We start from the raw sequence: 24,026 nt of genomic DNA, 5'->3' as shown, positions 1-24,026 counted from the left end.
ATTTTTCATGCCACGGCACATAAAGGTCTTTGACAAGGCGGTTTTCGTACGTTGAGACATGAACAGCGATCGGCATAAAACGCCCTGCGTATACAAAAATTCCCTGTTTGGGTGCGAAAGGAACATGTCGCAGCACGTCTGTGGTGCATACGAGTGGCCGTTCGTGGTGAGTGTCCACTGTCGTAACACCCCTGCTGATCGACAGGCAAAACGGTCGCGGTTAAAAACCGACGCCATAACAGCGGCTTGTGACCCCAAGGCGATTTTTTATTGTCGCTGGTCTCAATCTGGCACAGAGATTGTATACAAATGAAGTGACAGACGATGTCGGCCATTCGCCCATCGCAGGGCTGCCAGCGGCAGCGCAATGATCCTTCATGGAGTCGCTCATGAACAGCACCAGGACCCGGGGGCCGCAGCCCGCCACGCCCGATTCGCACCTTTATAATGAAGACCTGGCGCCGGCCCGGCAGAACTGGCGTGCCTACAACATTTTCGCCTTCTGGATGGCCGACATTCACAGCGTGGGGGGCTACGTGCTGGCCGCCAGTCTGTTCGGTCTCGGGCTGATGGGGTGGCAGGTACTGATTTCGCTGCTGGTGGGCATTCTCATCGTGCAGTGTTTTGCCAATGCCATGGCGCGACCCAGCCAGCGTACGGGCGTGCCCTTTCCGGTCATCTGTCGCATGGCGTTTGGCACAAGGGGTGCCAACGTGCCGGCGGTTATTCGGGGGCTGATCGCGGTGGTGTGGTACGGCATCCAGACCTGGCTTGCCTCCAACGCGCTGCTGCTGGTGCTGTTGCGCTGGTTCCCGGGTGTTGAGTCCTGGACGCAGGTGAGCTTCGTGGGCCTTTCAGCGCTGGGCTGGCTGTGCTTTGCGCTGATGTGGGTGCTCCAGGCGCTGGTCTTCTGGCGCGGCATGGATACCATTCGGCGCTTCAACGACTGGGCCGGGCCGCTGGTCTATGCCGTCATGTTTGCCCTGGCCGGCTGGATTGTCTGGCAGGCCGGCCCCGACAACATCAGCCTGTCACTGTCGAGCCAGACCCTGACCGGCGGTGAAGCGCTGTGGCAGATGGTGGTCGCTGCCGTACTGGTCGCCGGGTATTTTGCCGGCCCCACGCTCAATTTTGGTGACTTCTCGCGCTACTGCTCCACCGAGAAGGCCGTGCGTCGCGGCAACTTCTGGGGGCTGCCGGTCAACTTCCTGGTGTTTTCCATCATCACCGTGGTGGTGGTCTCCGGCACGCCGCAGATCTTTGGTGAAATGCTGACCGACCCGATCGAGACCGTGGCCCGCATCGACAGCGCCACGGCGGCCGTGCTGGGCGTGTTTGCGTTTGTGGCCGCCACCATCGGCATCAACATCGTGGCCAACTTCGTGGCGCCGGCCTTTGACTTCTCCCACGTGGCGCCCGAGAAGATCAGCTGGCGTATGGGCGGCATGATCGCCGCGGTGGGGTCGATCTTTCTCACGCCGTGGAATCTGTTCAACAACCCCGAGCTGATTCATTACACGGTGGGCGTGCTGGCAGGCCTGATCGGGCCGCTCTATGGCATTATCCTGATGGATTTCTACAGGGTGCGCCGCCAGAAGATCGATCTCGACGCGCTGTTCTCTTCCGCGCCGGGCAGCACCTACCACTATCATCGCGGCGTCAATCCGGTGGCCCTGCGCTCGTTGATCATGGGCGGGCTGGTCAGCGTGCCGATCAGTCTAGCGCCGCTGGGTGATATCAGCAGCTTTGCCGTGTTCTTCGGCGGGGGCGTGGCCGCACTCGCCCACGGCTGGCAGTCCGGACTGTGGCGTCGCAGCGTGGCCGGCAGGGCGGTCACGTCACGCTCCTGAGCCTGGTCTGATCGATCGGGGGCATCGGGTGTCGCCAGACACTCGATGCCCCTTTTTTTATGGGCCGCGTTCAGGCGCGGACGGCGTGATGGTGCCGTTCGCCGCCCGGTTGCAATGGCCTTGTCCGGTAATGACCTCAGCCGCTGTCCGGCCCGAAGGTCTGCGGCAGATAGAGGATCAGGTCGGGGAAGAAGATCAGCAGCACAATCACGCCCAGCATGACCAGCAGATAGAGCATGGTGGTGCCGAGGGCCTGCAGCAGCGGAATGCCGCCGATGCGTGCCGAGATCATCAGGCACAGGCCGTAGGGCGGCGTGATCAGGCCAAGGCCCAGCGCCATGACGCTGATCACCCCGAACTGCAGCGGATCGATTCCGGCCTGGGCAGCCAGCGGCTGAAAGATGGGTGCCAGAATGGCCATCGCCGGCAGCGAGTCCATGAAGGTGCCGACCAGCAGCATCACCAGCGTGATCACGATCAAAAGCACCGTCGGGTCGGTGATCTCTACACCCGCCATCAGCTGCGGGGGAATGCGGTAGAAGCTGATCAGATAACCAAAGATGGCGGCCCCCACCAGACTGAACAGCGACAGCGAGCAGAGCCTGACGGTATCGGTCGAGGCATCCAGCACGCTTTTGAAGGTCAGCTCGCGATAGACCAGAAAGCCCAGTACCAGCGCATAAAGCACCGCCATGACCGCCGCCTCGGTGGGCGTGACGATCCCGAGCGTGATGCCGCCGATGATCAGCACCGGAATGCCGGCGGCCAGCAGGCCATCCTTGCCGGAATGCAGGATCTCCTTGAGCGTGGCGCGCTGGCGGGTGGGGACGTCATAGCGGCGCACGTAGCCCATGTTCATCAGAAGCTGCGTGATGGCGATCATGATTCCCGGGATAATGCCGCCCAGAAAGAGCCCGGCAATCGAGGTGCTGGTCAGCGCGCCCCAGACGATCATGTTGATCGACGGCGGAATGATGATGCCCATCACCGAAGAGGCCGCGGTGACCGCGACGCTGAAGTGCGCCGGGTAGCCTTCCTTTTTCATCGCCGGGATCAGCACGGTGCCGATGCCGGCGCTGTCGGCAGTCGATGAACCCGACACGCCGGCAAACAGCATGCTCACCAGCACGTTGACGTGCGCCAGCGCCCCTTTCACATGACCGACCAGGTTGAGGCACAGCGTGATCAGGCGGTCGGTAATGCGTGCGGCGTTCATCAGATTGCCGGCCAGCAGAAACAGCGGTACGGCCAGCAGCACAAACGAGTCCATGCCGTAGTACATGCGCTGAAACATGACCCAGGGCGCCAGGCGCGGGTCGAGCGCGATGATGCCAAACGAGGTCAGCACCAGTGCCATCGCGATGGGTACGCCCAGGATGATCAGCACGCCCAGCAGGGCAAACAGGAGCCACGGCAGCAGAAAAAGCCAGTCGGCCGTCATCATGAGCGGGTCTCCTGTTGGGGCGGGGTCGTGGCGAGGGTGTCGATTTCGGTGGTGGGCGGCGCCGTCTCCTCGATCCCGGAGGGGGTGTCGAGCTTACGTTCCATGGCATCAAACCCCTGGGTGGCGCCCAGCAGCAGGCGCTGCAGGCTGAACAGCACGATCAACACACCACAGACCAGAAACGCCGAGTAGGTCACCACCATTGGGAGCTGCGAGGCGCTGGCGATGCGGTTGAAGCCGGACAGGGCAAAGGCCTGGCCGAAAACAATGAACACGATGCCAACGATCAGACAGGCCAGATCCCGCAGTACCCGGGTGATCCGCCCCATGGCGCTCCTGCGGGCAAAGGCCTCGAGCACGAAGTGATCGGCGTGCAGCACGCCCAGCGCCGTGCCCAGCATGATCATCCACTGAAAGGCAAAGCGGCTGAGTTCCTCGGTGGCGTAGGCCGCCGGCAGCATGGGCAGGTTACGGCTGGCGATCTGATAGATGATCAGCAGAATAAAGGCGGCCAGCAGCATCAGCAGCACGGCATTGAGCACTCGTTCCAGAGCGCGGTTGAATCGGCCCAGGGCCGTAATGATTCCCATGGCGCGGCTCCTCAGTCGGTATTAATGTCAGTCGGTGTTGACGATCAGGTCATAAAGATCGCGCAGGCCCATCTCGTCGATCACCCGGCCCAGCGGTTCGGCGACCATGGCCTGCATGCGCTCGCGATCCATCGGGTAGAAGGTCGCGCCTTCTTCCTTGAGCTTTTCCCGTGACTCCCGGTCCAGACGAATCTGCAGATCGCGGGCGAACTGCTCGCTTTCATCGGCAGCGGCCTGCACTTCGTGCTGCTCCTCTGGTGACAGCGAGTGCCAGGTCCGGGACGAGACGGTCAAAAGCCGCACGGTGATGTCATGCTCGGAAAGGCCGATATGGGGCGCCACCTCGTGAAAGCGCATGCGGTAAATCCACTCCGCCTCGTTGAGCAGCCCGTCAATGGCGCCAAGCTGCAGCCCGGTATAGATCTCCCGGTAGGCCATGACCGTGGGCCGGGTACCCAGCGCCGACCACGCCGTGATCACCGGTTTGGTCGGATTGGTGCGAAGCTTCATGCCCTTTAAATCCTCCAGGCTTTCCAGCGGCCGGGTGCTGACGATCTGGCGGGTACTGCCGCCGTAATAGGCCAGCACCTTGACCCCGGTTTCGTCTTCGATGCGGCTTGCGATCTCGCGGCCGGCCCTGCCGTCGAGCACGTGTTTCCAGTGGTCGATATCGCGATAGAGAAACGGGATCGAGAAGATGCTGGCAGTATGGGAAAACTCCGAAATCAGCCCCGGGTTGACGATCGAAAAGTCCAGCGCGCCGGCGGTCTGCTGTTCGAACATCTCGGTTTCATGGCCCAGCACCGAGTTGCTGTAGAGGCTGACGGTGAGCGCGCCGTGGCTCTTTTCCTTCAACAGTTCGCCAAATCGCTCGGCACTGGCGTGATAGGCCGTCTCCTCGGTAGCGCCGTGACCAAAGATCAGCTCACGGGCGCTGACCCTGGAGGGGGAGAGCACCGACAGGCCCAGAAGCGCGAGCGCCAGCAGCAAGGGGAGGCTGCGGCGCAGGACAGGTAGACAAGACGTCATGACGACTCCCGTGAACGGTGAAGGGTGTGGTCGGCGCTGGCGCGAATTCTGAGCGACGTTTCCAGCACGATGCGCCGTGGATCGTTGTCGGGGGCAGCCAGACACGCCAGTGCCAGCCCGGCTGCGGCACGGCCGATGGCGTGAGGATGCGTGGCGATACTGCACAGCGCCGGCTCGCTCAGCGCCGCTTCATCGCTGTCATCGATGCCGATGACCGCGCATTCAGCGCCCGGCGTGATGTTCAGCCGGGCCAGCGCCAGCAGGGCACCCAGGGCCATCAGGTCGTTGTGACAGATCAGGGCCGTGGGTGGTGTGGGTTCATTCATGATCTCGAGCGTGCGCTCAAGCCCGGCGCGGCGGGTCAGTTCATTGCGCCCGGTCCGGATGTCGGGAGCAAGACCGGCCTCGTGCATGGCCTGTTGGTAGCCCATCATGCGCTCGCGGTCGGCCGAGCTGTAGCCGGTTCCGGTCAGCAGCGCAATGCGGCGATGGCCGTGATGGATCAAATGCGCCACGGCGCGGGCAAGACCGGTGCGAATGTCGGCGCCGACGTAGTGGCCACGGGGTGTCTCGCCAATGTGGCGCATCACTTCGATGCAGGGCAGGCCCCAGTCAGCCATGGTGTCAGTCAGCGTGTCCGGCGTGTTTTCGGCCGGGCAGAGCAGCAGGGCATCGATGCGCTGCTCGCGCAGACGGGTCACCAGGCGCTCCTGACGCGCCGGGCTGTCCCCGGTGCTGGCCAGCAGGGAGACGTAGTCGGCGTTTTGGAGGGTTTCATCAATCCCCGCCACCATGGCGCCGAAAAAGGGGTTGGCAATATCGTGTACCACCACGCCGATGGTCGCGGTGCGAGCGCTGCGCAGGGTGGCCGCGCCGCGGTTGTAGACGTAGCCCAGTGCCCTGGCAGCGGCCATGACGCGCTCGCGGGTGTGCCTGGCGACCAGTGGGCTCTCCTGAAGCACCAGCGAGACGGTCGAGCGCGAGACGCCGGCATGGGCGGCCAGATCCTTGAGGGTGACGTGTTTTCCTGACTGAGGCATGCCGATGACCTGTCATTTGAGCGTTTTGGATCGATCCAAATACGTTCGACAGGCTAGCGCTGCATCAGCATCGCGCCTATTGCGCTTTAGTGCTACGGCTAACGTCCAGGACCTGGCGGCACGGCGCCGGCTGTAAACGCTACGCGCGCCAGCGTGCCACCGCCTGAGGCTTCATGCAGTGAGATGTCGGCGCCCAGTGCCGTACAGATCTGGCGGGCGATCGCCAGACCCAGACCGGTGCCGCTGATGGCGCGCCCGGCATCCTCGGTCTGGTGTGACGCCTGCTGTGCCCGGTAGAAGCGCTCAAAAACCCGCTCGCGCTCGCTTTCGGCAATACCCGGACCGTCGTCCTCGACTTCGATGACAGCATCTGGCAGAACGCGCACCGTGATGTGGCCGCCGGGCGGGGTATAGGCCTGGGCGTTGCCAATCAGGATCGCCAGCAGTTCGTTGATCAGCGCGCTATCAGCATGCACCCGGACCGGATGGTCTGCCTCGAGTGCCAGCGTCAGCCCGCGCTGCCAGGCCAGCGATACCATGCTCATGCAGAAATCCCGCGCCGTTGCGGTCAGGTCCAGCAGACTGAAGTCGCGTCGACGAATATCGTTTTCCACCCGGGCCAGCGACAGCAGCCGATTGGCCAGCAGCGTCAACGCTTCAAGGTCGCGCTGGGCGCTTTCCAGCGTTGTTCTCAGCGCCCCGGTCTCCTGGGCCTGCATGCCCAGCTCCAGACGGGCGCGCAGGGCAAACAGTGGGGTGCGAAGCTCGTGGGCGGCGTCGGCCACGAAGGCACGCTGGGCGCGCAGGGTGTCGTCAAGGCGTGCGGTCAGGTGGTTGATGGCCTCGATCAGGCCACGCACCTCACGCTGCACGTTTTCGGTCGGCAGCGGCTCGAGATTGTCCGGTGAGCGGCTGGCGACCATGTCGGTGATGCGTCTGAGCGGTCGCAGCGCCGCATCGATGGCCAGCAGAAAGAGAATAAAGGCGCCGATGGCAAACAGCGTCAGACGCAGCAGTGAATCTCCCAGCAGGTCATGCATCAGCTGGGCGTGAATGTCGCGATGTTCGGCGACCCGAATCTCGACCATGCCCTGATAGCCCGGCTGGCTGACCGGCACCAGAAGCGACACCACGCGCACGTCGCGTCCGCCGTAGGTGGCATCATAAAAACGTGCCAGAGACGGGTAGCGAGTGGTCATGGCAATTGACGGCGGCGGGCCGGGCAGGTCCTCAAAGCCTGAGATCGAGCCCTGCTCGGCGGTGATGACCTGATAAAAGGCGCTGCCGCCGCTGTCGAGTGAAAATGGATCAAGCACGGCGCGCGAGATCTGCACCTGTACCCGGCCCTCCTGAACGGTGAGCGAATCGCCCAGTACGCGGGCGGCGATCAACAGCGGGCGATCGTAGGCACTACTGGCGACTCGCCACGCATCCAGCCAGGCACCCAGCACGCCGACGCCGATCAGCAAAAGCAGCGCGGCGCCGATGCGCCGTGTCAGTCGCCCGCGCAGGCTGCGCGGCGAAAGGCTGGCCTTCATGACAGGTGGGCGGGGGCGTCCCCCGGAGCGGACTCAAGCTGATAGCCCAGCCCGCGAAAGGTCACGATGCGCACGTCACTGCCTTCCAGCTTGCGGCGCAGCCGCGAAATATAGACCTCGATGGCTTCAAACGAGCTGTCCTCTTCCATGGAGAACATCTGGGCGGCCAGATGCTCCTTGCTGACCGTACGCCCGACGCGGGCCATCAGTGCTTCCAGCAGGGCCAGCTCGCGCGGCGGCAGCGTGAGCGGCTGTTCCAGCAACGTGAAGCTGCGCGCGCTGATATCGAAGGCCAGCGCGCCGCAGCGATGAATCTGCTGACCGTCGTGGCGAGTGCGGCGGATCAGGGCGTTGATGCGCGCCTGCAGCTCAAACAGCGAGAAGGGCTTGATCAGGTAGTCATCCGCGCCCAGGTTGAGCCCCCGGACGCGGTCATTGATGCTGCCGCGGGCGGTGAGAAGCATCACCGGCAGGCGCGTGTCGCGCTTTCGAAGCCAGCTCAGAAGGGTAAAACCGTCCATCTCCGGCAGGCCGATATCCAAAAGCAGCAGGGCGTAGCTTTCGGTTTCAAGGGCTGTACGCGCCGAGACGCCATCATGCATGACGTCCACGCGCCAGCCGGCCTCTTCCAGCGAGCAGCGGATACTGTCGGCCAGCGAAGGGTGGTCTTCGACCAATAGCGTACGCATTGCCGCTCCCGTGAAAGGTTGTTGAAAGCCTGCCGGGCTATCGTGCCTGCAAGCGAAGCCCGAGCCCATTGACACCCTCAAGGGACGTCATGTCTGTCAGTGATGACAGTATGCACGCCCACCGGTCGGCGACCAATGCGCCGGTGGTCCCACGCCCTGGTCTGGCAGCTTCGCATACGACATAACAACAGCTCCGGGCAGGTTTCCGGACAGATGTGAGGAACAGGCAGCATGACAATGACGCGACGTACTTTCGGCAAGGGACGCATGGCGGCGCTGGCCCTGATGGGCGCCCTGAGCCTGGGCACCAGCCTTCAGGCCATGGCCGCAGAAGAGCCCAATCGACCCGAGTGTATCGCCCCGGCGGCGCCGGGCGGCGGCTTCGACCTGACCTGCAAGCTGGCCCAGAGTGCGCTGGTACAGGAAAAGATTCTCTCCACGCCAATGCGTGTGACCTATATGCCCGGCGGTGTCGGGGCCGTGGCCTACAACACGGTGGTGGCTCAGCGTCCCGATGATCCCAATGCCATTGTGGCCTGGTCGAGCGGTTCGCTTCTGAACCTGGCCCAGGGCAAGTTCGGCCGCTTTGATGAAAGCGCCGTGCGCTGGCTGGCCGGCGTGGGCACCAGCTATGGCGCGGTTGCCGTGCGGGACGACTCTCCCTACAAGACGCTGGATGATCTGGTCAAGGCGCTGAAAAAGGATCCCAGCAAGGTGGTGATCGGGGCGGGTGGTTCGGTCGGCGGTCAGGACTGGATGCAGACGGCGATGCTTGCCAAGGCCGCCGGCGTGGATCCGCAGAAGATGCGCTACGTGGCAATGGAAGGCGGCGGTGAGCTGGCAACAGCCCTGCTGGGTGGCCATATTCAGGTCGCCAGTACCGACATCGCCGACTCCGTACCGCACGTTGAAAGTGGCGACATGCGCATTCTGGCCGTGTTCTCGGAAGAGCGTCTGCCGGGGGAGGTCACCGGTGACATTCCGACCGCCATCGAGCAGGGCTATGACGTGGAGTGGCCGGTCGTGCGTGGCTTCTATGTCGGGCCCGAGGTCAGCGATGAAGCCTACAACTGGTGGAAGGATGCCTTTGACAGGATGCTGGCGTCCGATGATTTCGCCAAGCTGCGTGAAAACCGCGAACTCTATCCCTTCTCGATGACCGGCGATGAGCTCAACGACTACGTGCACAAGCGTGTGGCTGATTATCGTGAACTGGCCAATCAGTACGGTCTGATCAAGTAACAATCCATCAAGTCCTGCGCAGGCCTCCGTTCAGGAGGCCTCGCTTCGTGACGGTTGGTCTGGAGCATGTCCATGCTGTATCAACGCCTCTTTCTGGTGGTTCTGCTTGTCGTTTACGCGGTACTGGCCGTGGCCACGATGGGTTATGAAGCGGCCTTTTCCTATGAGCCGGTCGGGCCGCGCGCCTTTCCGCTGCTGCTGCTGATCCTGCTGGCGGCCGGCACGGTCTATCTGATCATCCGGCCCGGCCACATGGCCGAGGAAAATGCCGATACACCGCTGACCAAACATGTTCTGGGCAAGCTGGTGCTGTGTGTGCTGTCGCTGTCGCTGTTTGCCTTCTTTTTCGAAAAGCTGGGCTTTGTCGTCTCGTCGTTTTTGTTCGCCATTGCCATGTGCCGTCTCTACAACGGCGGCTGGGTCACCAGCGTTATCACTGGCGCCGTGATGTCAGTGGCCTTTTATGTACTGTTTGATCGTCTGCTGGACGTGCCGCTGCCGCTGGGCGTGCTATCAGGACTGGGGAGCTGAACCATGGAAACACTGGGCTATCTGGGCCAGGGATTTGGTGTGGCCACCACACCGCTGAATCTGTTTACGGCCCTGTGTGGCACGCTGATTGGTACCGTGGTCGGGCTTTTGCCGGGACTTGGGCCGATCAACGGGGTCGCGCTTTTGATTCCCATCGCCTTTGCGCTGGGGCTGCCGCCTGAAACCTCGCTGATTCTGCTGGCGGCGGTGTATCTGGGCTGCGAATACGGCGGACGTATTTCGTCGATTCTTTTGAACATCCCGGGTGAAGCATCTGCGGTCATGACCGCCCTTGATGGTCATCCGCTGGCCCGTCAGGGCAAGGCAGGCATTGCCCTGTCGATTTCGGCGGCCGGCTCCTTTACCGGTGGCCTGATTGCCACCATCGGGGTCACCATCTTTGCGCCGCTGCTGGCCACCTGGGCAGTAGCGTTCGGGCCGGCGGAATATTTTGTGATGATGGTGTTCGCCATTACCTGTCTGGCGGGCATGGCCGGCAACAAGCCGATGAAAACGGCCGTGGCGTCGCTGATCGGCCTGATGCTGGCCTGCGTGGGCATCGACTCCAACAGCGGTGTGTATCGCTTTACCTTTGGCAGTCTGGGGCTTTCCGATGGCATTCAGTTCGTGGTGCTGGTGCTGGGTCTTTTCAGTATCAGCGAGATTCTGGTGCTGCTGGAGCGTACCTACTACGGTCAGGCGGCGCTGAAAACCAGCGGGCGCATGATGTTCAACATGAAAGAAGCCATGTTCATCAAGTGGACAATCCTGCGTAGCGGCGTGGTGGGCTTTTTCATGGGTATTCTGCCGGGCGCCGGAGCGACCATGGCCAGCGCCGTGGCGTACATGAGCGAAAAGCGCATGGCCACAAGGGACAACCGCTTTGGCGACGGGGATCTGCGCGGTCTGGCAGCACCGGAAACCGCCAACAGTGCGGCGGCCTGCGGCTCGATGGTCCCGATGCTCACACTCGGCGTGCCGGGCTCGGGCACCACAGCGGTCATGCTGGGCGCGCTGACGCTTTATAACATCACGCCCGGGCCGATGCTGTTTCAGAACCAGCCGGAGATTGTCTGGGGCCTGATTGCATCGCTGTTTATCGCCAACGTCATGCTGGTGGTCATGAACATTCCGCTGATTCGGGTGTTCACCAAGATTCTGGCCGTACCCTACTGGGCGCTGGTACCGGGGATTGCGATCGTGACCGCCATCGGGGTCTATGGCGTGCACGCGACCACTTTCGATCTCTTTTTGATGATCGTGATTGGTGTGGTGGGCTACATCCTACGCAAATTCGATTTCCCGCTCTCGGCGGTGCTGCTGGGCTTCATCCTGGGCGGCATCATGGAACAGAACCTGCGTCGGGCGCTGTCGATCTCCAACGGCGATCTGTCCATTCTGTGGTCGAGCCCGATCACCTGGGGTGGCTGGGCGCTGGTGGCCCTGATGGTGCTGCTGCCGATGTATCGCGGCTGGCGTCAGCGCCGGACCCGAATGCCGGCCAGTCCCTGATTCCGGTCACTGCCAACGTACTAAAAGGCCCGCCATTGGCGGGCCTTTTTCGTGGGTAAGCTGTCCATCGTCGTGCAAAATTCAATGTGACTCAACGGCGCCGGGCTAGCGAGCGCCGGAGCCGGTAAAGATGGTACGAATGGTGCGAATCACGACCAGCAGGTCCATCCAGAACGAGAAGTTGCGGATGTAGTAGAAGTCGTACTCGAGCTTGAGACGCGAGCCCTCGACTTCCGAGGCGTAGCCCTGTTCGACCTGGGCCCAGCCCGAGATGCCCGGCCGGACCACGTGGCGGTAGCGAAAAAACGGGATATCGCGCTCATAGGCCTCGGTCAGCGCTGGCGTTTCGGGACGCGGACCGATCAGGCTCATTTCGCCCTTGAGAACATTGAACAGCTGCGGCAGTTCATCGATACGGTACTTGCGCAGATACCTGCCGACCTTCGTGATGCGTGGGTCGTCACCTTCCTGAGTGGGGCGAGCATCGTCAGGGTTCACATACATGCTTCGCATCTTGTAGACGTCGAACTCCTCACCCTGAAAGCCCGAGCGGCGCTGTCGAAACAGAATCGGGCCCGGGTCGTCACGCCTGATCATGATCGCCGCGGCGCCCATGAGCGGCAGCGCTACCGGCAGCAACAGCAGCGCTGCGATAATGTCGGCGAGCCGCTTGAACAGCTCGTAGCTGGTTCTGGGCATCAGCGAGCCGTAGCGATTGGCGTGAATCTGATCGAGCCCGATGCGGCCGGTGCGGGCCTCGCCGAAGCGGCGGGCGTCATGGACCGGGATACGCTGGATGGTGCAGTCGGCCAGAAAGCGCTGCCACTCATCGCTCAGGTCGCAGGAAAGATCCACGATGACGCCATCCACGCGCAGATGGGCAAGATCCGGCCCCGACAGCCAGCGCTGATCGATGTCCTGACGATCAAACCACTCGCTGATATTGCCCAGCGGCACGATGGCCATCTTGAGGCGGCGGTAGCGTCGGGTCGCCCGGTAGCCCACATAGCCAAGGATCAGCGCCAGCAGTCCGGAGGCCAGCAGCTGCCAGGGTGAGAAGGGGATGGACAGCAGCGTCAGCAGGGCCAGCATCGTCAGGTACACCGCAGTGACCACGGGAATGACATAGGTATCGGGCGCGGTGCCCGGGTGACGGGAGAGCTGCTGTATGGTCCGAAACGCTGCCATCCAGGCGATGGCACTGGCCAGCAGGGTCGTGCCGGCATCATCGTTGTGCACGGTCCAGGCAGACCACCCCCACTCCCACAGGGCCGGCAGGGAAACGGTCAGGATCAGGCCAAGAAAATAGTGAATCCGAAAGCTTAGAAGAATGCGTTCATACCACAGCGAGTGCCGGTGATTGGTGCGCACCGGTCGTGTTGTCATTTCCATGACCTGTTCCTGAATGAATATTTTTTATTCATTGGTAAGAGGTTTTTTTAATACATCAGACTTTAGTAGGCCGGCAGTGGCGTCATTGCAGATGGCAATAAATCGTTCTGATGTAATCAGTAACATCGTTCTATTTGGCAGGATTATCTATGCAATATTGTGCATCGATAAAAAGGGCGAGGATTACGGTCCTTTTGACGGATTAAAAAACGATCGAGCATTAGATATATCGAAAATAAAGTGTGAGTTTTATTGTCTTTGAGAAACAGATTGTTTGAAAGGCCCCTTGTCGAGCTGTCAGGAAAATGCTCATAAAAGCCTTCATGCGTCGCCATGAGTCGGTATTTAAGGTGTGGTGCCAGCGTTACCTGATGTTACTTGAAATAGACCTTTTGATAGTCTCGCTGCCTATGGATGTCAGGCATGATGAATGTGTCGATTGTATGACGAGCGCTGAATTTCGGATGATTTTATTGCTCTTGATAAATATCAGTTTGCTGATTTCAGTATTTGTCCTTGTTGCCTTTGAAAATAAAAATAACAGGATTGTTGTACGGCCCATAAATAATATTGTACGGCCCATAAATAACAACAGCGGCCAGACCATCATCAAATGTTTTGCTTAATGCGACCAGGGAGTACCGTCATGGGAATTTTGATTGTTTATCTTGTAGTCACGACACTGGCTGTCATTGCCGTCTTTTCTGCCATGGGGGTCGCTGCCAATAGTGGTCACTTTATGGAAAGCGCTCAACTGACTGATGAAGAGCCCCGGTCACTGTCATAGGCCATTGCGGCCATGAGGCGTCTTGATGGGCACTCTGATACCCGGCTATACGCCGGGTATTGCGCTATCAAGCGCTTGCTCGGTCGCTGGAAGGTGACTGGATCGGCAGCCATTTGAGCACACGTTGAATCTGGCGATCCCAGTAGCGCCACTGATGATCGCCCGGCCCCTCGTGCCAGTCCAGCTCAAGCGCGGTCTCGCTAGCGGCCTTCTGGAATCGCACATTGGCGTCATATAGAAAATCCTCCCTGCCACACCACTGAAACAGCGCCGGCTGACAGGCCTGCGGCGTGCGATAGCGCTCGAGCAGGGCAAAAAGATCATCATTGCTGCCGGCCGGTGACTGGTCAAAGATCAGCGGATACTCCGGGGGTGGCGTGTTACGCAGGCCCACCGCGACAATATCCAGTGATCCCGAAAGGCTGGCCGCCGCCGCAAAGCGCTCGGGTTCACGCAGCGCCCATTTGAAGGCGCCATAATCCCCCATGGAAAGCCCCGCCACGAACGTATCCTCCCGGCGTGTCGAAATGGGGAAAAGCCGTGCGCTGATGACCGGCAGCTCCTCACTCAAGAAACGATACCAGTCCGGGCCAAACGCCATGTCGGTGTAATAGCTTCGCCCCACCTGTGGCATGACCACGGCAATACCGTAATTTTCCGCGTAGCGCTCGATGGCACTAAAGCGCTGCCAGGCGCTATCATCGTCGGACAGCCCATGCAGTAGATAGAGCACCGGCGACGGGGCACTGGCGTGTTCGGGAACGATCGCGCTGAGCGAGAGGGTCACCTCGAGAATCTGCGAGGCAAAGCGGCAGGTCAGCTGTGCCATGATGGGCTCCGACAGTCAGGTGAAAAGGGCGGCAGCGCCCGTGCCTGTGACGCTGTATGGTCATCAGCGTGCGACATTCGCCAAACACTGTCACGCCCGGGCATCCCCTGAAACAGGGATACGGCCTCCCGGTGAAATGCCTTCCAGTGAGATCACACGCCCCATGCCCGCCAGCAGGAAAGTCACCATTGCCGATATCGCCCGCCATGTCGGCATGACCAACATCACGGTCTCGCGCGCGCTCAACAGGCCCGAGATGGTCAGACCGGCCACGCGCGAGCGTATCGAGCAGGCGGCACTCGAGCTCGGGTATGTGCCCAACGCCTTTGCCCGTGGCCTCAAGCGCAGCGACAGCCGCCTGATCGGTGTGGTGACGGCCAGTCTTGATAACCCCTTCTACGCCGAGATGATCAAGGCCATCTCGCGCCACGCCAAGCAGCATGACTACGCCATCATGCTCTTTGACACCGATGGTGATCCGCATCTTGAAGCCATGGCCATCGAGACGCTTTTAAGCTATCAGGCCGCCGGGCTGATCCTCTCTCCGGTGTCCGATGAGCCCGACTACCGGCCGGACTATCTGGCCCGATTGCGGGCCAGCGATATTGCCGTGGTGCAGCTGGATCGCACCCTGCATGACAGTGGCTTCAGCGCCGTGGTGCTGGACAATCCCTGGGCCGGAGAACGCGTGGCACGTTACCTGCTGACCCATGCCTTCCCGTTTGAGCGACGTACCCGCGAAGATCGTCTGCTGGTGGTGGCCGGACCCGAGCACTCGCGGATCTCGCGGGAGCGGCTGGAGGGTGTGCAGACGGTGCTCGGTGAGCAGGGCAGTGACATCAGCATTGATGTGCTGTGGGGCGACTACACCCTGGCGCCGGCAGTCGAGCAGGTTCTGGGCTATCTGAATGACCACGGCGTCCCGCGGGCCATCTTCGGTCTCAACCAGCTGATTACCCTCGGCGCGCTCAAGGCGCTGCGCGAGGCCGGCATCGATCGCGGTCAGCTAAGCGTGGTCGGCATTGATCGGCTGCCCTATCTGGATATTTTCGACATCACCGTGCCGTGCGTGGTGCATGACGGCTACCGCGCCGGGGCTCAGGCGCTCGAACAGCTGCTGGTACAGATGCGTGACCCGCAGGCCGGGCCGTGCACGCTCACCGTGCGCGGGGAACTGGTGACGTGAAAGGCAGCCAGTCGCCGGGCAGGGCAGGTGCCCGTGAGTGGCAGGATGCCCGGTAGCCGGCCATCCTGACGTTGTGGCTTTCTTCTACGTGTTTATCCATTCCGAAATCAACGGGCACTGCCATGATCATTTCCGCGTCTACCGACTATCGCCACGCCGCCAAACGCCGGCTGCCGCCGTTTCTCTTTCACTACGCCGACGGCGGCTCCTACGCCGAGCATACCCTGGAGCGCAACGTCAGCGATCTGGCCGATATCGCCCTGCGCCAGCGAGTGCTGACTGACATGTCGGAGCTCTCCCTTTCCACCGAGCTTTTCGGCCAGCAGCTTCCCATGCCGGTGGCGCTCGGTCCGGTGGGGCTGGCGGGAATGTATGCCCGACGAGGAGAGGTGCAGGCCGCGCGCGCGGCAGCCTCAAAAGGCATTCCCTTCACGCTCTCGACGGTCTCGGTGTGCCCGGTTGAGGAGGTGGCGGCCGCCGCCAGTCAGCCGATCTGGTTTCAGCTCTACGTGTTGAAGGACCGCGGCTTCATGCAGCACGTGCTGGAAAAGGCGTGGGCGGCCGGGGTGCGCACGCTGGTGTTCACGGTGGACATGCCCACCCCCGGGGCGCGCTATCGCGATGCCCACTCCGGCATGAGCGGGCCCTTTGCGGCGCAGCGGCGCATGCTGCAGGCGGTGACGCATCCGCAGTGGAGCTGGGATGTCGGCATTCACGGTCGCCCGCATGATCTGGGCAACATCTCTGAATACCGTGGCCAGGTGAGCGGGCTGGAGGACTACGTCGGCTGGCTGGGCAAGAATTTCGACCCGGCGATCTCGTGGAAGGATCTGGAATGGATCCGCGAGTTCTGGAAGGGGAGCATGATCATCAAGGGCATTCTCGACCCGGAGGATGCCCGTGATGCGGTGCGTTTTGGCGCTGATGGTATCGTGGTGTCCAACCACGGCGGACGACAGCTCGATGGCGTACTTTCGAGTGCCCGCGCGCTGCCACCGATTGCCGATGCCGTCAGCGGTGAGCTCAAGGTGCTGGCCGACTCCGGCGTGCGCAACGGCCTAGATGTGGTGCGCATGATTGCCCTGGGGGCCGATGCCGTCATGCTCGGGCGTGCGTGGATCTTTGCGCTCGCCGCCGCGGGAGAGGCGGGTGTGGCCAATCTGCTCGATCTGTTTGAAAAGGAGATGCGGGTGGCGATGACGCTGACCAGCAAACGCTCGATTGCCGAGATCGATCAAAACGCCCTGGTCAGCAGCGCGCTGGAAACGCGTTAGCAGCAGGGCAACGGGTTGCTAATCCCTGCTGGTACTCGAGCGTTTCGGCTGATGCGGTGGCTCCTGATCGTCGTGCGCCTCACGCCCATCATCGCCCTCTTCACCGTCGCTCTTTTCAGGGTCCTCGGGGTCCTCGTTGCCGTTATTGCTGTCGCGCTGTTCCTGCAGTCGTTTCTGGCGAAGCTGCTGTCGATAGCCGTAGGTGGCATTTCGCACGGTGTCGTCACTTTCCAGCCCGGACCCCAGTGCGCCGCCGACGGTGGCCAGCGAGGCGGCAAGCCACCCGAGCGCGGCAAACTCGAGCGCGCCCACCTCATGGCCCAGCGTTTGCCCCATGACCGCCGCGGGCACAAAGAGAAAGGCAGTGGCGAAGAACAGCAACGTCAGCAGGAGGTAGTAAAACAGCACCCCGATACCCAGCGTGCTGATCGTGGCAATGTTGTAAAGATTGGCGTTGGAAAACGCGTTTTTGTGACGCACCGGCTCCCACAGGCCGTGATCGATCATGATCCATATCACCATCGCCAGCATGGACAGCATCATCAGGGTCAAAAAGCGCCACGGTTCGTAGCTGTCGGCCAGCCGCCACATCGAGTTGAAAATCATCCCGTAGGCGCCGGTCGCGAACGCGGCCGCACCAATGCGACGAAAGGCCGGAAAGATTGACCATGGACGATTGGCCCGCACCATGCCCCCGATCAGCTTGAAATAGCCGGGAAGCTTGAAGCGGGCCGTGAAGAGCACGTCGAGATCGCTGTCCTGCTGGCCGATGTCATGTCGAGCAAAGGGCGCCACCCATTCGGACAGCCGCCGCTTGACCAGCCGTTCGGCCTCCCTGCGCTGGCCACGCCGCGTTCGATTGTGATACTGGCAGTACGCGTTTCGCCCTTCCCGAGAGCTGCCGAAGTGCAGTTCGCTGACCAGCTGAATAATGGCTTCTTCCACGCGTCTGGCGATCGGTGATGCCCCCAGCACCGGTTGAGACAGGATCGCTACGCCCCGGTTGCCGCTGGCGCTGGCCGCCAGTGGCTTGCCCTCATGAAACAGGGGGAGATCCGTCAGGCACACCACGTAGGTCCAGCCGTGCTCACGCTTGAAGCGCTCGGCTTCATCCATGATGTCATCGGCATCCTCATCGGTGCCGACCATGGGGTCGGTGATGGTCTCGACACGCCAGTCGTTATCGCTGGCAACTTCGCGGGAGAGCCGCTCGGTCAGGCGTTCCCGAATTTTTTCGACGATGCGCGTGGGCAGTTCCGGTGCGGGTAAAATGCCCAGCGCCCAGCAGGAACGATTCTGTTCGTGGGCGCGCTCAGGCCTGGAGGTCATGTGTAAAGTGGTATTCCCTGATGATGGCGTGGTTACGATAATGATTAACTGAGTGAGTGTCGCCGCTCGCGCATCAACGTGTTGACGCGCGTGTCATGGTCGTACGCGCCCGACGCTTGATGAGTTCTTGCGACGCGCTGGCCATTATCGACAAAAACGCCGCACAAGAGTGCAGCGTTGAGACAGAAAGGTCGGATTCGTCGTAGGCAGGCGAACTTTTACGGTCGGTGCCCATCGTAGACAGCCGTGGTGCCCGGCAACATAACCTGGGTAAACACTCACGCCTGGATCGACGTTTTTCACCTGAACCGGGCAGGTGTGTCGCTGACCGTCGATAGCACCGCTCTATGCCCCCGTTACCCTGACCTCATCCGCGCCCGGCGCTATACTCAAGGCCTGAATCGTCTTTCCATCACCGTCAGGAGATACCATGCCGGCCCAGTTTCCGCAAGCCCGCCTTCGTCGTTTGCGCTCGAGCGGCGCCCTTCGCGATATCGTGCGGGAAACCTCACTCAGGGCAGAACATCTGGTCTATCCGATCTTTGTCGAGGAAGATACCGACGAGTATACGCCCATTGAAGGCATGCCCGGGCAGTCGCGTATCCCGGAAAGCAGGCTGGGGGAGGAAGCCAGGCGCCTGAGCGCGCTAGGGCTGAGAAGCATCATGCCGTTCGGCATTTCCCATCACAAGGACGAGACCGGCAGCGACGCCCTTCAAGAGAACGGCATGGTGGCGCGCATGGTACGCATCATCAAGGAAGCCGCCCCGGAGCTGGTGGTCATTCCGGACATCTGTTTCTGTGAGTACACCAGCCACGGTCACTGCGGCATTTTGAAGGGCAACACCGTCGACAACGACCTGACCATCAAGAACCTCGGCATTCAGGCCGTGCAGGCGGCGAAGGCCGGCGCCGACATCATCGCGCCCTCATCGGCCCAGGATGGCCAGGTCGCCGCGATCCGCGAAGCGCTCGATGAGGCGGGCTTTGAAGACATTCCCATCATGGCGTATTCCACCAAGCTTGCCTCCGCGCTCTACGGCCCGTTCCGCGAAGCGGCCGGCACCGAGCTGAAAGGCGATCGCAAGACCTACCAGATGGACCCGATGAACCGCCGTGAGGCCCTGCGGGAGTCCCTCGCCGATGAAGCCGAAGGCGCGGATTTTTTGATGGTCAAACCGGCGCTGGCCTATCTCGACATCATGGCCGACATTCGCCGCAACAGCCTGCTGCCGCTGGCGGCCTATCAGGTCAGCGGCGAGTACGCGATGATCAAGTTTGCCGCGGCGCAGGGCGTGATTGACGAATCCGCCGTGGTGCGCGAAACGCTCGGTTCCATGCGTCGTGCCGGCGCCGATCTCATCATGACCTACTTCGCCCCCCAGCTGCTGGAGGAGGGGCTGTAAGTACTTACATGCTCTGTCCGCTCATGAAAAACGCCGCTCACCTGCTCGGCGTTTTTTTAGGTCCGGCTTTTTTAAGCACAGTGATAAGTTGAGCCGGTCTCGAACGTGCTTACGTAGTGGCCCGGGCGTGCAGGTGCGAAAGCGCGGGCCGCGGCGGACTATAGCAAAAAGGCCAGGTTCCGCGTCAGCCGCTTGCTGCCGTCTTGGTTGTATTTAGACCGCGCAGGGATGAGTGTCATTCATTGCAGTTACTAGGATACTTGGAAAGAGCTTCATCAAATGATATAAAATTAGACATCAAATGATTGGGAGGGTGGGTCATGCTATTTACAGAATACCGTCCAACGCCCACTAAAGGGGTCGGCTTCTGGGGGCAGATCGGTATACCTTCGCGTGGGAGAAAGCTACATGAAGCGCTGCACGACGGTATAGCGTACGGTGTCTATCCAAAGCTTGCCAAGGCCTCCGGCATCGAGCCGAAGGCACTGGCCCGTTATGTAAATATCGCTTCGGCTACCCTTGGGCGTCGGGCACAATCAAAGCGCTTTACGTGTGATGAAAGCGACCGGCTCTACCGGTTCGCGGAGCTGTTTAAGACCGCGCTAGACCTGTTCGAGGGTGACCACGCCCGCGCTCGAGAATGGGTGCTTAAATCCAACCCCGGTTTGGGTGGGCGGGCGCCTGTCGAAATGATCAAGACCTCGGCCGAGCATCGTACGGTGCTGAATCTGATCGGGCGGCTGGAGCATGGGGTCATGGCGTGAAGGTGGTAGCGTACCGACTGGTCAAGCAAAAGTATCGCGATACCGCGTTCGACGGCGAAGGGGCCAGACTGTATGGCGGGCGCTGGAACAGCCCCGGCCGGGCATGTGTCTATCTGACCAGCTCGGAATCGCTTGCGATGCTCGAGGTCATGGCCCACCTGCAGGACTATCAACTGCTTTCGCAGTACGCGCTCTATTTGCTTGCATTGCCGAGTGCGCTCGTTAGCCAGATTTCAAGCGATTGCCTGCCCGACAACTGGCGAGATATGCCCGCGCCCCCCGAAACCGCTGAGATGGGGGATGAGTGGCTGGCCTCGAACGTAAGCCTCGCCTTGGCGCTGCCAAGTGTCGTGGTTCCCCGCGAAATCAACTACCTGCTCAACCCCAATCACCCAGAGTTCGACACCATAGTTCACGCGGCAATTGAGCTGCCCTTCACGCCTGATCCAAGGCTATAACATCCCGCTCAGTCGGGCACGTTTTCCATTCGAATTGCCCTTATGTCGTATGGCCTGTAAATGCGTGTTCTCTAAAATAATGTGCATCCGAGCCGATAGAACCCAGATAATCATGTCACCGGACGCCGCCATCCCCCATGTCAATATTTCCCTCTCGCTTACGCTCGACCAGTGCCGCCACTACTACGCCGGCTACGCTGATTGGATCGACGCACAAAGCCTTGATGGCTGCCGTGTGTGCTTTTTCGCGCAGGCACTGCATCGAATCGTTGGGCCGAACGGTGTTCATGGAATGTATCGGTTGATATTTGATGAAATTGGGCTGTTTGAGAAGCTATATGGCTTGGGGAGATCTAAATAATGTCTGCCTGGGAGCACCTTGGTGAAACAAGTAAGAACGTTTATCGCCAACTGGGCACTCGAGACCCAAAAGCTATAAGGCGTTTGAAAACTAAAGACCTAGAAAGCACTATCAGAGAATCACAATTTGTAGGCTACAGCGATGGAGCACCTTTTGATTGGTTGATATTTGAATACAATCGGCGTAACCAACAGAAAAATAAAAGGCTAATTATTGCTGGAATCTGTGTCTCGATTTTAAGTATTTTTGCGACTTTTCTAGTCTCATTTATTTAAATCTTTTGAGTTTTACTCGATAGAAAGACACCTATTGACGGGTTTTCCCCCCAAGACACACCCTCCTCAAATCCGGATAATGGCGGGCAATTCGCCTTGTGCGACACCCGCCACCAATCCGGTTCTGCCTCATGGAAATCAAGGTCAACTATCTCGACAACCTCCGTCAGGAGGCGAAGTTCGATGACTTCACCGTCATCACCGACCAGCCGATTCGCTACAAGGGCGATGGCTCCGCGCCCGGTCCGTTCGATTACTTTCTGGCCTCCACGGTGCTGTGCGCGGCCTATTTCGTGCGCGTGTACTGCAACGCCCGCGAGATCCCGACCGAGAACATCCGGCTCTCCCAGAACAACATCGTCGACCCGGACAATCGCTATAACCAGATTTTCCGTATTCAGGTCGAGCTGCCGGATGATATCTCCGAGAAGGACCGCACCGGCATTCTGCGCTCGATCGAGCGCTGCTCGGTCAAGCGGGTGATCCAGAACAACCCCGAGTTCCAGATCGAGGTGGTCGATAACATCGACGAGGACGCTCAGGCGCTGCTGATGGGCAACGCGCCCGGAAAGGACGGCGAAGGGCAGAGCACCTGGATCGAGGGCAAGGACCTGCCGCTGGAGCAGACCATTGCCAACATGACCGGCATTCTCGAACGGCTGGGGATGAAGATCGAGATCGCCTCGTGGCGCAACATCGTGCCCAACGTCTGGTCGCTGCACATCCGCGATGCGGCGTCCCCCATGTGCTTTACCAACGGCAAGGGCTCGACCAAGGAAGCCGCGCTGTGCTCGGCGCTGGGCGAGTTCATCGAGCGCCTCTCCTGCAACTTCTTCTACAACGATCAGTTCTTCGGCAACGAGATCGCCAACAGTGATTTCGTGCATTACCCCAGCGAGCGCTGGTTCCAGCCGGGGCCGGAAAACGCTCTGCCGGAAGGGTTGCTGGATGATCACTGCCTCGAGATATTCAATCCCGACGGCGAGCTGCGTGCCTCGCACCTGATCGACACCAACTCCGGCCGCGCCGATCGCGGCATCGTTGCCCTGCCGTTCACGCGTCACTCGGATGGCGAGACGGTCTGGTTCCCGTCGAACCTGATCGAGAACCTCTTTCTCAGCAACGGCATGAGCGCGGGCAACACGCTGGCGGAAGCCCAGGTGCAGTGCCTGTCGGAAATCTTTGAGCGGGCGGTGAAGCGCCAGATCATCGAGCAGGAGATCGCCCTGCCGGACGTGCCCGAGGAGGTACTGGCGCGTTACCCCGGCATCAAGGCAGGCATCGACGCGCTGGAAGCCCAGGGCTTTCCGGTACTGGTGAAGGATGCCTCATTGGGCGGTCGCTACCCGGTCGCGTGCGTGACGCTGATGAACCCGCGCACCGGCGGCGTGTTCGCTTCCTTCGGCGCCCACCCGAGCCTGCAGGTGGCGATCGAGCGCAGCCTCACCGAGCTTTTGCAGGGTCGCAGCTTTGAAGGCATGGACGATCTGCCCCAGCCGACCTTCAACTCTCAGGCGGTGACGGAGCCGAACAACTTCGTCGAGCACTTTATTGACTCCTCCGGCGTGGTCTCCTGGCGCTTCTTCAGCGCCCGCGCGGACGTAGAATTCTGCGACTGGGACTTCTCCGGCGCGACGAGCGAGGAAGCCGAGCAACTGTTCGCGATTCTGACGGAAGACGGCCATGAAGCCTACGTGACCCACCATGAGGATCTGGGCGCGCCGGTGTGCCGCATTCTGGTGCCGGGCTATTCCGAGGTGTACCCGGTGGATGATCTGGTGTGGGACAACACCAACATGGCGCTGAACTACCGCGAGGACATCCTCAATCTGCACGCGCTGGAAGATGAGCAACTGGCGGCGCTGCTCGAGCGGCTGGAGGAGAGCGAGCTCGACGAGCAGATGAAGATCGTCACGCTGATCGGCGTCGAGTTCGACGACAACACCGTCTGGTCCGAGCTGACGATTGCCGAGCTGAAGTTACTGATCAGCCTTGCGCTGGGGCAGTATGAGGAAGCGCTGGACCGCACGCAGATGTTCTTGCAGTTCAACGACAACACCCGCGACCGCGGCCTGTTCTATCAGGCGCTTACCGCGGTGCTTGAGATCGCCATCGATGACGAGCTCGAATTCGAGGACTACTACAGGAACCTCTCGCGCATGTTCGGCGAGGAGAAGATTCTCGCCGCGGTGGGCTCGGTCAACGGCGACGTGCGCTTTTACGGTCTCTTTGATACCAGCATGAACCTGGAAGGCATCGATCGGCACCAGCGCCTGATCACCAGCTATCAAAAGCTGCATGCCTGGCGGGCGGCGAAGGCCGGAGGCTAATTGCCGCGTTATTACGTATTGCACAGCGCCCGCTTTTGAGCGGGCGCTCCTCCAAAATTTTCTGTATTTTATAAATTAATATAATATCCAGAAAACGCGCTTGGTTATTCAGTTCTTACATTTAAAATCAAGAGATTATGCGCGGAATGGCGGGCTAAATAAGGTTATTGA

Annotated in this window: 22 protein-coding genes; 13 read left to right on the top strand and 9 right to left on the bottom strand. The window is 60.8% G+C overall.

The genetic code is table 11. From position 1 onward, the window contains the following. Nucleotides 1–389: 389 nt before the first annotated feature. Nucleotides 390–1,850, top strand: coding sequence for an NCS1 family nucleobase:cation symporter-1 (locus tag Q0931_RS12205; protein ID WP_299260658.1), 1,461 nt, complete (start codon nt 390–392; stop codon nt 1,848–1,850). Nucleotides 1,851–1,986: 136 nt separating this feature from the next. Here Q0931_RS12205 and Q0931_RS12200 read toward each other — a convergent pair whose 3' ends face one another. The 6 genes from Q0931_RS12200 to Q0931_RS12175 all read right to left on the bottom strand — a co-directional run bounded on the left by Q0931_RS12200 (nt 1,987) and on the right by Q0931_RS12175 (nt 8,180). After that, nucleotides 1,987–3,294, bottom strand: coding sequence for a TRAP transporter large permease (locus tag Q0931_RS12200; protein ID WP_299260656.1), 1,308 nt, complete (start codon nt 3,292–3,294; stop codon nt 1,987–1,989). Beyond that, nucleotides 3,291–3,884 carry a TRAP transporter small permease gene (locus Q0931_RS12195; RefSeq protein WP_299260654.1) on the bottom strand — a complete coding sequence of 198 codons (594 nt, stop codon included), beginning with the start codon at nt 3,882–3,884 and terminating at the stop codon, nt 3,291–3,293. Before Q0931_RS12195 ends, Q0931_RS12200 begins: the two co-directional genes overlap by 4 nt. A gap of 27 nt (nt 3,885–3,911) precedes the next feature. Continuing rightward, nucleotides 3,912–4,913 carry a TRAP transporter substrate-binding protein gene (locus Q0931_RS12190; RefSeq protein WP_299260652.1) on the bottom strand — a complete coding sequence of 334 codons (1,002 nt, stop codon included), beginning with the start codon at nt 4,911–4,913 and terminating at the stop codon, nt 3,912–3,914. Further along, nucleotides 4,910–5,953 carry a LacI family DNA-binding transcriptional regulator gene (locus Q0931_RS12185; RefSeq protein WP_299260650.1) on the bottom strand — a complete coding sequence of 348 codons (1,044 nt, stop codon included), beginning with the start codon at nt 5,951–5,953 and terminating at the stop codon, nt 4,910–4,912. The genes Q0931_RS12190 and Q0931_RS12185 overlap by 4 nt, the downstream gene beginning before the upstream one ends. Before the next feature lie 98 nt (nt 5,954–6,051). Continuing rightward, nucleotides 6,052–7,491 carry a sensor histidine kinase gene (locus Q0931_RS12180; protein WP_299260648.1) on the bottom strand — a complete coding sequence of 480 codons (1,440 nt, stop codon included), beginning with the start codon at nt 7,489–7,491 and terminating at the stop codon, nt 6,052–6,054. After that, nucleotides 7,488–8,180 carry a response regulator gene (locus Q0931_RS12175; protein ID WP_299260646.1) on the bottom strand — a complete coding sequence of 231 codons (693 nt, stop codon included), beginning with the start codon at nt 8,178–8,180 and terminating at the stop codon, nt 7,488–7,490. Before Q0931_RS12175 ends, Q0931_RS12180 begins: the two co-directional genes overlap by 4 nt. A 231-nt stretch (nt 8,181–8,411) precedes the next feature. Here Q0931_RS12175 and Q0931_RS12170 point away from each other — a divergent pair, with 231 nt between their 5' ends. From Q0931_RS12170 to Q0931_RS12160, 3 genes are all read left to right on the top strand, one after another. Continuing rightward, nucleotides 8,412–9,422 (top strand): tripartite tricarboxylate transporter substrate binding protein, encoded by a 1,011-nt coding sequence (locus Q0931_RS12170; RefSeq protein ID WP_299260644.1) that lies wholly within the window; start codon nt 8,412–8,414, stop codon nt 9,420–9,422. Nucleotides 9,423–9,494: 72 nt separating this feature from the next. Beyond that, complete coding sequence (locus tag Q0931_RS12165; RefSeq protein WP_299260642.1) at nt 9,495–9,953, top strand: tripartite tricarboxylate transporter TctB family protein; 459 nt, start codon at nt 9,495–9,497, stop codon at nt 9,951–9,953. A 3-nt stretch (nt 9,954–9,956) separates the two neighbouring features. Then, the gene (locus Q0931_RS12160; RefSeq protein ID WP_299260640.1) at nt 9,957–11,465 is read left to right on the top strand and encodes a tripartite tricarboxylate transporter permease; all 1,509 of its coding nucleotides are present in this window, start codon (nt 9,957–9,959) and stop codon (nt 11,463–11,465) included. Nucleotides 11,466–11,570: 105 nt separating this feature from the next. On the opposite strand, the gene Q0931_RS12155 is transcribed toward Q0931_RS12160, so the two are convergent. After that, on the bottom strand, nt 11,571–12,857 hold the full coding sequence (locus Q0931_RS12155) for an exopolysaccharide biosynthesis polyprenyl glycosylphosphotransferase (RefSeq protein ID WP_299260638.1): 1,287 nt from the start codon (nt 12,855–12,857) through the stop codon (nt 11,571–11,573). Between the two features lie 646 nt (nt 12,858–13,503). On the opposite strand from Q0931_RS12155, the gene Q0931_RS12150 reads away from it, so the two are divergent. Continuing rightward, nucleotides 13,504–13,644 carry a hypothetical protein gene (locus Q0931_RS12150; RefSeq protein WP_299260636.1) on the top strand — a complete coding sequence of 47 codons (141 nt, stop codon included), beginning with the start codon at nt 13,504–13,506 and terminating at the stop codon, nt 13,642–13,644. A 67-nt stretch (nt 13,645–13,711) separates the two neighbouring features. Here Q0931_RS12150 and Q0931_RS12145 read toward each other — a convergent pair whose 3' ends face one another. Beyond that, the gene (locus tag Q0931_RS12145; protein ID WP_299260634.1) at nt 13,712–14,473 is read right to left on the bottom strand and encodes an alpha/beta hydrolase family protein; all 762 of its coding nucleotides are present in this window, start codon (nt 14,471–14,473) and stop codon (nt 13,712–13,714) included. A gap of 163 nt (nt 14,474–14,636) precedes the next feature. On the opposite strand from Q0931_RS12145, the gene Q0931_RS12140 reads away from it, so the two are divergent. Both Q0931_RS12140 and lldD read left to right on the top strand, forming a co-directional pair. Further along, entirely contained in the window at nt 14,637–15,659 is a 1,023-nt protein-coding gene (locus tag Q0931_RS12140) for a LacI family DNA-binding transcriptional regulator (RefSeq protein WP_299260632.1), read from the top strand. Nucleotides 15,660–15,781: 122 nt separating this feature from the next. Continuing rightward, nucleotides 15,782–16,933, top strand: coding sequence for an FMN-dependent L-lactate dehydrogenase LldD (lldD, locus tag Q0931_RS12135; protein ID WP_299260630.1), 1,152 nt, complete (start codon nt 15,782–15,784; stop codon nt 16,931–16,933). Nucleotides 16,934–16,951: 18 nt separating this feature from the next. Here the strand turns inward: lldD and Q0931_RS12130 are convergent, their stop codons facing one another. Then, nucleotides 16,952–18,262 (bottom strand): hypothetical protein, encoded by a 1,311-nt coding sequence (locus Q0931_RS12130; protein ID WP_299260628.1) that lies wholly within the window; start codon nt 18,260–18,262, stop codon nt 16,952–16,954. A gap of 430 nt (nt 18,263–18,692) precedes the next feature. On the opposite strand from Q0931_RS12130, the gene hemB reads away from it, so the two are divergent. The 6 genes from hemB (at nt 18,693) to Q0931_RS12105 (ending at nt 23,855) form a co-directional block, all read left to right on the top strand. Next, a complete protein-coding gene (gene hemB / locus Q0931_RS12125) occupies nt 18,693–19,667 on the top strand; it encodes a porphobilinogen synthase (protein WP_299260626.1) in 975 nt (324 codons plus the stop codon). Nucleotides 19,668–19,987: 320 nt separating this feature from the next. After that, nucleotides 19,988–20,431, top strand: coding sequence for an antitoxin Xre/MbcA/ParS toxin-binding domain-containing protein (locus Q0931_RS12120; RefSeq protein ID WP_299260624.1), 444 nt, complete (start codon nt 19,988–19,990; stop codon nt 20,429–20,431). Continuing rightward, nucleotides 20,428–20,889 (top strand): RES family NAD+ phosphorylase, encoded by a 462-nt coding sequence (locus Q0931_RS12115; protein ID WP_299260623.1) that lies wholly within the window; start codon nt 20,428–20,430, stop codon nt 20,887–20,889. Before Q0931_RS12120 ends, Q0931_RS12115 begins: the two co-directional genes overlap by 4 nt. Nucleotides 20,890–20,938: 49 nt before the next feature. After that, a complete protein-coding gene (locus Q0931_RS16765) occupies nt 20,939–21,250 on the top strand; it encodes a DUF2835 family protein (RefSeq protein WP_366941613.1) in 312 nt (103 codons plus the stop codon). Beyond that, a complete protein-coding gene (locus Q0931_RS12110) occupies nt 21,250–21,525 on the top strand; it encodes a hypothetical protein (RefSeq protein WP_299260622.1) in 276 nt (91 codons plus the stop codon). Before Q0931_RS16765 ends, Q0931_RS12110 begins: the two co-directional genes overlap by 1 nt. Before the next feature lie 131 nt (nt 21,526–21,656). Beyond that, nucleotides 21,657–23,855 (top strand): OsmC domain/YcaO domain-containing protein, encoded by a 2,199-nt coding sequence (locus Q0931_RS12105; RefSeq protein WP_299260621.1) that lies wholly within the window; start codon nt 21,657–21,659, stop codon nt 23,853–23,855. The last annotated feature ends 171 nt before the right edge of the window (nt 23,856–24,026 follow it).

Source organism: uncultured Kushneria sp. (assembly GCF_947497025.1).
In the GTDB taxonomy this organism is placed as follows: Bacteria; Pseudomonadota; Gammaproteobacteria; order Pseudomonadales; family Halomonadaceae; genus Kushneria.
Note: the sequence above shows the minus strand (reverse complement) of the source record. Positions and strands in the feature narration are given on the sequence as shown.

Bases quoted from the DNA above. Each gene is read 5' to 3' on its own strand.
- Q0931_RS12205 (WP_299260658.1), top strand. From the start codon at position 390: ATGAACAGCACCAGGACCCGGGGGCCGCAGCCCGCCACGCCCGATTCG.
- Q0931_RS12200 (WP_299260656.1), bottom strand. From the start codon at position 3,294: ATGATGACGGCCGACTGGCTTTTTCTGCTGCCGTGGCTCCTGTTTGCC.
- Q0931_RS12195 (WP_299260654.1), bottom strand. From the start codon at position 3,884: ATGGGAATCATTACGGCCCTGGGCCGATTCAACCGCGCTCTGGAACGA.
- Q0931_RS12190 (WP_299260652.1), bottom strand. From the start codon at position 4,913: ATGACGTCTTGTCTACCTGTCCTGCGCCGCAGCCTCCCCTTGCTGCTG.
- Q0931_RS12185 (WP_299260650.1), bottom strand. From the start codon at position 5,953: ATGCCTCAGTCAGGAAAACACGTCACCCTCAAGGATCTGGCCGCCCAT.
- Q0931_RS12180 (WP_299260648.1), bottom strand. From the start codon at position 7,491: ATGAAGGCCAGCCTTTCGCCGCGCAGCCTGCGCGGGCGACTGACACGG.
- Q0931_RS12175 (WP_299260646.1), bottom strand. From the start codon at position 8,180: ATGCGTACGCTATTGGTCGAAGACCACCCTTCGCTGGCCGACAGTATC.
- Q0931_RS12170 (WP_299260644.1), top strand. From the start codon at position 8,412: ATGACAATGACGCGACGTACTTTCGGCAAGGGACGCATGGCGGCGCTG.
- Q0931_RS12165 (WP_299260642.1), top strand. From the start codon at position 9,495: ATGCTGTATCAACGCCTCTTTCTGGTGGTTCTGCTTGTCGTTTACGCG.
- Q0931_RS12160 (WP_299260640.1), top strand. From the start codon at position 9,957: ATGGAAACACTGGGCTATCTGGGCCAGGGATTTGGTGTGGCCACCACA.
- Q0931_RS12155 (WP_299260638.1), bottom strand. From the start codon at position 12,857: ATGGAAATGACAACACGACCGGTGCGCACCAATCACCGGCACTCGCTG.
- Q0931_RS12150 (WP_299260636.1), top strand. From the start codon at position 13,504: ATGGGAATTTTGATTGTTTATCTTGTAGTCACGACACTGGCTGTCATT.
- Q0931_RS12145 (WP_299260634.1), bottom strand. From the start codon at position 14,473: ATGGCACAGCTGACCTGCCGCTTTGCCTCGCAGATTCTCGAGGTGACC.
- Q0931_RS12140 (WP_299260632.1), top strand. From the start codon at position 14,637: ATGCCCGCCAGCAGGAAAGTCACCATTGCCGATATCGCCCGCCATGTC.
- lldD (WP_299260630.1), top strand. From the start codon at position 15,782: ATGATCATTTCCGCGTCTACCGACTATCGCCACGCCGCCAAACGCCGG.
- Q0931_RS12130 (WP_299260628.1), bottom strand. From the start codon at position 18,262: ATGACCTCCAGGCCTGAGCGCGCCCACGAACAGAATCGTTCCTGCTGG.
- hemB (WP_299260626.1), top strand. From the start codon at position 18,693: ATGCCGGCCCAGTTTCCGCAAGCCCGCCTTCGTCGTTTGCGCTCGAGC.
- Q0931_RS12120 (WP_299260624.1), top strand. From the start codon at position 19,988: ATGCTATTTACAGAATACCGTCCAACGCCCACTAAAGGGGTCGGCTTC.
- Q0931_RS16765 (WP_366941613.1), top strand. From the start codon at position 20,939: ATGGCCTGTAAATGCGTGTTCTCTAAAATAATGTGCATCCGAGCCGAT.
- Q0931_RS12110 (WP_299260622.1), top strand. From the start codon at position 21,250: ATGTCTGCCTGGGAGCACCTTGGTGAAACAAGTAAGAACGTTTATCGC.
- Q0931_RS12105 (WP_299260621.1), top strand. From the start codon at position 21,657: ATGGAAATCAAGGTCAACTATCTCGACAACCTCCGTCAGGAGGCGAAG.